The sequence below is a fragment of the Paenibacillus sp. 598K genome, assembly GCF_003851045.1.
Lineage (GTDB): Bacteria > Bacillota > Bacilli > Paenibacillales > Paenibacillaceae > Paenibacillus_D.
In genome coordinates this window covers 30425-31279 of the sequence record NZ_BFBX01000088.1, presented here as the reverse complement: position 1 = coordinate 31279, position 855 = coordinate 30425, and the positions used below count along the sequence as shown (strand labels likewise).

The 855-nt window shown below is 57.8% G+C and carries 1 protein-coding gene; it reads left to right on the top strand.

Features of this window, described 5'->3' with window-relative positions:
• The coding region (locus PA598K_RS23810) for a helix-turn-helix domain-containing protein (RefSeq protein WP_148091980.1) at positions 1-728 on the top strand (728 nt) is incomplete at its 5' end.
• Between the last annotated feature and the right edge of the window lie 127 nt (positions 729-855).

Below are 855 nucleotides of genomic sequence, written 5' to 3'. Positions count from 1 at the left end.
TGTTCCGCCTGCAGGCGGAAGGCGCCTGCAGGGCGCGAGTGGACGGGAACTATGAGACCATCCTCCCTGGCGATCTGCTCCTCTACTCGCCCGACCAGCCTTACGAGCTCAGCATCCAACCCCGAAGCTTGACCGGACCAGAGACCATCCAACCGGTGGGCGATTATTACCTGATGGGCAACGGGGCGTGGTTGGATAACTGGTGGCGTGCGCAAGAGCTGCCAACCAAGGTGAACATCGGACTGGATGACAAAGTGATCACCTTATGGAAGCACCTGATCGGCGAAAAGAAGAACATGCTGCATCATCAGGAGCAACTCATGGATTATTTGTTAAAGGCGTTTTGCCTGACACTGGAGCGCGTCATCCAGACCAGCCAGCAGGCCAAGGGGGACGATACCGCGCGCAAGCTAAAGCAATACATCGATAATCATGCCCATGAACCGCTTCGTCTGGAGGATATCTCGGCCTCAGTTGGCTTAAGCGTATCGCGCAGCTCGCATCTGTTCAAGGCGGCGTTTGGCCGGTCGTTGTACGCCTACTGCCTCGACGTCAGACTAAAGCAGGCCGAGCAACTGGTGCTTTACAGCAGTCTTATGCTCGAGCATATCGCCGAGAAGACAGGCTTCCAGAGCTATCCGCATTTTTGCCGCATGTTCCGCGAGCGACTCGGTTATGCGCCAGGACAATACCGGCACACCTTCGGCATCAGAGTGAGCGATGGGTAGTGCGTGCATCAAGCCTCGGCGTACAACACCTGCTTGGCTTGGACAAGCTCTGCATGCAGGCGTTCATAGCGGACATGCTGGACGATGCCGTCCCCATCCAGCGCCAGGACGGCTGCGGCCGCAGCCG